General features: G+C 57.2%; 4 protein-coding genes. 2 read left to right on the forward strand and 2 right to left on the reverse strand.

Annotated features, from left to right (window positions below):
- The coding region (locus WA354_RS08245; protein WP_472812527.1) for a hypothetical protein at positions 1–143 on the reverse strand (143 nt) is incomplete at its 3' end.
- Between the two features lie 568 nt (positions 144–711).
- The gene (locus WA354_RS08250; protein WP_472812524.1) at positions 712–1,302 is read right to left on the reverse strand and encodes an REP-associated tyrosine transposase; all 591 of its coding nucleotides are present in this window, start codon (positions 1,300–1,302) and stop codon (positions 712–714) included.
- A 257-nt stretch (positions 1,303–1,559) separates the two neighbouring features.
- On the opposite strand from WA354_RS08250, the gene sucC reads away from it, so the two are divergent.
- Both sucC and sucD read left to right on the forward strand, forming a co-directional pair.
- Positions 1,560–2,735, forward strand: a complete 1,176-nt coding sequence (gene sucC / locus WA354_RS08255; RefSeq protein ID WP_472812525.1) for an ADP-forming succinate--CoA ligase subunit beta — start codon at positions 1,560–1,562, stop codon at positions 2,733–2,735.
- A gap of 136 nt (positions 2,736–2,871) precedes the next feature.
- Positions 2,872–3,566 (forward strand): succinate--CoA ligase subunit alpha (gene sucD / locus WA354_RS08260; RefSeq protein ID WP_472812526.1); only part of this gene is annotated, 695 nt, incomplete at its 3' end.

Consider the following 3,566-nt stretch of genomic DNA (forward strand, 5'->3'; position numbering starts at 1 on the left):
GCGAAGACGGTGAGCAGGGCGGCAGCTTCAACTTCGGACGCCTGGCCGGAGAGGATCTGGCGGAGAGCGTCGCGGGCTTGTTCACGCGTGAGCTGCGTGCCGTCTTCGGCGAGAGGCTTTAGAAGGGTCTTCAGCGAATCCATATCTCTCAGTATGGTATTGCACCGGTGGTCATCTACGAGGATCACCAAGGCCGCGTCGCCACCATCGCCGCCATCGGTTGCAGCGTTAGCGCGCTGGCGTAGACGTCCGCATCCCCGCCTTGCCGATGTCCTCTACAAATGCGACCTTCTCGGAGTTACTTGCGGTTAGACGGGGACTCGACAGAAACCCAAGAGCGGTGCAACAATTCAGCCCAATGACCTGCGAGAATTGGGTTGTCAACACCGCAACGATCCAAAGTTGCGAATGGGAAGATGCTCCCCCGCGGACTGAGAGCAGCATATTCGTGGGCTACTTCAAAGTTTCTTTTTTTTACGTCGCTGATGATCAGCACTTCAGTGGCAAGTTTTATTCTTCACACGCGTGGGAAAAGGGGACAGTCCTCGGGATGCTATATAACCCTCAAAATCCAGAGGAGAACTGTGTTTGCGATGAGTGTGAACCCTTAAACATTTTCGATTTGCTCGAAGGGATTGACCTCGTACCGTAGTAACAACGACGCAACCTCACACGTTTCGCGGAATCTCAAAAAATGAGTATGTGCCCCGTTCATCGCGGCATCATCGCGATGAGTGGGTTGCGATGAGTGGGCCGACTCCCCGTCCAATCCGACTCGATCTCGACCACTCCCCTCAGCCCAGTGGCGTAATGCGAAAAGCTGCTCCACGTATACTGCTCCGGCGAAGCCACCAATCCTCGTTTTACCGGGTTGCGATGAATGTATCGGATCACTTCTGAGCGGGCCGCTTCGCCCCGGATATTCCGGTCAAAATAACGTTCTTGCCAGAACCGCTCTCGATCCCCTTTCAATTTTCGGGAGGTGGTCTGCTTGAGAGCCTTCACAAACTGTGCCAGAAGAATCGATGGCGGTTCGTTTACGAGCATGTGCACGTGCTCGGGCATCAGCACGTAGGCGTAGACTCTGGCCTGATGACGTGCCCGAATCTGTTCCAATACGGCCTCGAATGTGTCTTTAGGCTCCGGCGCCGCAAGCAACGGCAGACGGTGAAAGCAGCTGAAGGTGATGAAATGAAGTACCTCGGCTTTCTGGAACCGTTTCAAACCATACGGCATGGTTCTATCGTAAACAGCCGCCCCGAAGACCCGCTCATCGCGATGAAGCCACGATGAACGGGGCACAGACAGGCTTCAAAGTTTTGATCGGGTCTGGTGAGAATACGACGAGCGGGCCGCCAGGCCTGCCCCGAAGACCCGCTCATCGCGATGAGGCCACGATGAACGGGGCACAGACCGTCCTCAAAGTGCCGAGGTTTGCGGGGGTATCGTGCAGCAAGATAGTATTTGGGTACCGCGGGAACGATCGCGCTGACCGGCCTTTGTTGTTTTTCCAGAACTAATTCCCGAACCTATCAGCGGACGTTGCGGTTCCTACCGACATGAAAATTCACGAGTATCAGGCAAAAGAGATCCTGGCGAAGTATGGCGTTGCCGTGCCCAAGGGCGAGATGGCCAATACGCCGGAAGAAGCGGCCGAAGTGGCCCGCGGACTATTCGCCGAGGGCGCCAATGGCGTGGTGGTGAAAGCGCAGATTCACGCAGGTGGCCGCGGCAAGGGCGGCGGCGTGAAGGTGGCGCGCACGCGCGACGAGGCTGAGACGCATGTGAAGAACATTCTCGGCATGCAGCTCGTTACGCACCAGACCGGCCCGCAGGGGCAGAAGGTGCAGCGACTGCTGATCGAGGAGACGGCGGCCATTGATCGCGAGCTCTATCTGGGGATCGTGCTCGATCGCGCCACTGGAAGACTCGTCTTTATGGCTTCGCAGGCCGGCGGCATGGAGATTGAGGAAGTCGCGGCAAAGACGCCGGAGGCCATCTTCAAAGAGACCATCGATCCGGCGGTGGGGTTCGGCGCATGGCAGGCGCGCAAGCTGGCGTTCGCGCTGGGGCTGAAGCCGACGCAGATCAATGCGGCCGTCGCATTTCTGCAGAGTCTCTACAAGGCTTTCATGGATACAGACGCGTCGCTGGTGGAGATCAATCCGTTCATCACGACGAAGGATGACAAGCTGTTTGCGCTGGACGCGAAGATTACGTTCGACGATAACGCGCTCTTCCGCCATCCGGCGATCAAGGCGCTGCGCGATGTGGCCGAGGAAGATCCGCTGGAAGTGGAAGCGAGCAAGTACGCGCTGAACTACATCAAGCTGGACGGGACGATTGCCTGCATGGTGAACGGCGCGGGCCTGGCGATGGCGACGATGGACATCATTCAATACGCCGGCGGCTCGCCTGCGAACTTTCTGGATGTAGGCGGCGGCGCGACGCAGGAACAGATCGAACATGCATTCGGAATTTTGCTGTCGGATGCGAATGTGAAGGCGATCTTCATTAATATTTTTGGCGGCATTCTGCGCGTGGATCGGCTGGCGACGGGCGTTGTTGCGGCTGCGAAGAACTTGAACGTGAAGGTGCCGATTGTGCTGCGGCTTGAAGGAACCAACGTTGAAGAGGGCCGCAAGATTCTGAAGGAGTCGGGTTTGAATTTCCAGGTCGGCGCGACGATGAAGGAAGCTGCGGAGCTGGTGGTAAAGGCAGCTGCTAGCCGCTAGCTTCTAGCTCCTAGTTCATTTCTGCTGGAATTGGTAGCGGTGACTTCTTCAGGAATCGAAAGAGACCTGGATCCTGATATCTCAATGTTTTTTGAAAGCTAGTAGCTAGAAGCTAGCAGCTAGGAGCTGAATTTAAATGACGGTTTTAGTGGATAACGATACGCGGCTCATCGTGCAGGGAATTACCGGAAAAGAAGGCACATTTCATGCGCTTGGGTGCGCGGAGTACGGCACCAAGGTTGTGGGCGGTGTGACTCCGGGCAAGGGCGGAACCAAGCATGAAGGCTGGCCGGTGTTCAACACGGTGTCCGATGCGGTAAAAGAGACAGGCGCGAATGCGACCATGATTTTTGTGCCGCCGCCGTTTGCTGCCGACGCCATTCTCGAGGCTGAGGACGCAGGCATTCCGCTGATCGTGTGCATCACCGAAGGCATTCCCACGCTCGACATGGTGAAGGTGTGGGCGAAGCTGAAGTCGTCGAAGTCGCGGCTGATCGGGCCGAATTGTCCGGGAGTGATTTCGCCGGGCAAAGCGAAGATCGGCATCATGCCGGGACGGATTCACAAGGAAGGCTCGGTCGGCATCGTGTCGCGCTCCGGAACTCTTACGTATGAGGCCGTGCATCAGCTCACGCAGCGCGGCATAGGGCAGTCTACGGCGATTGGGATTGGCGGCGATCCGATTATCGGCACGACGCACATCGATGCGCTGCGCCTGCTGAATGATGATCCTGAGACCGAGGCAATCATCATGATTGGCGAAATCGGCGGATCGGCCGAAGAAGCTGCCGCGGAGTTTGTGAAGCAGCATGTGAAGAAACCGGTGGTGGG

This window comes from Occallatibacter sp., assembly GCF_049802275.1.
Lineage (GTDB): Bacteria > Acidobacteriota > Terriglobia > Terriglobales > Acidobacteriaceae > Telmatobacter.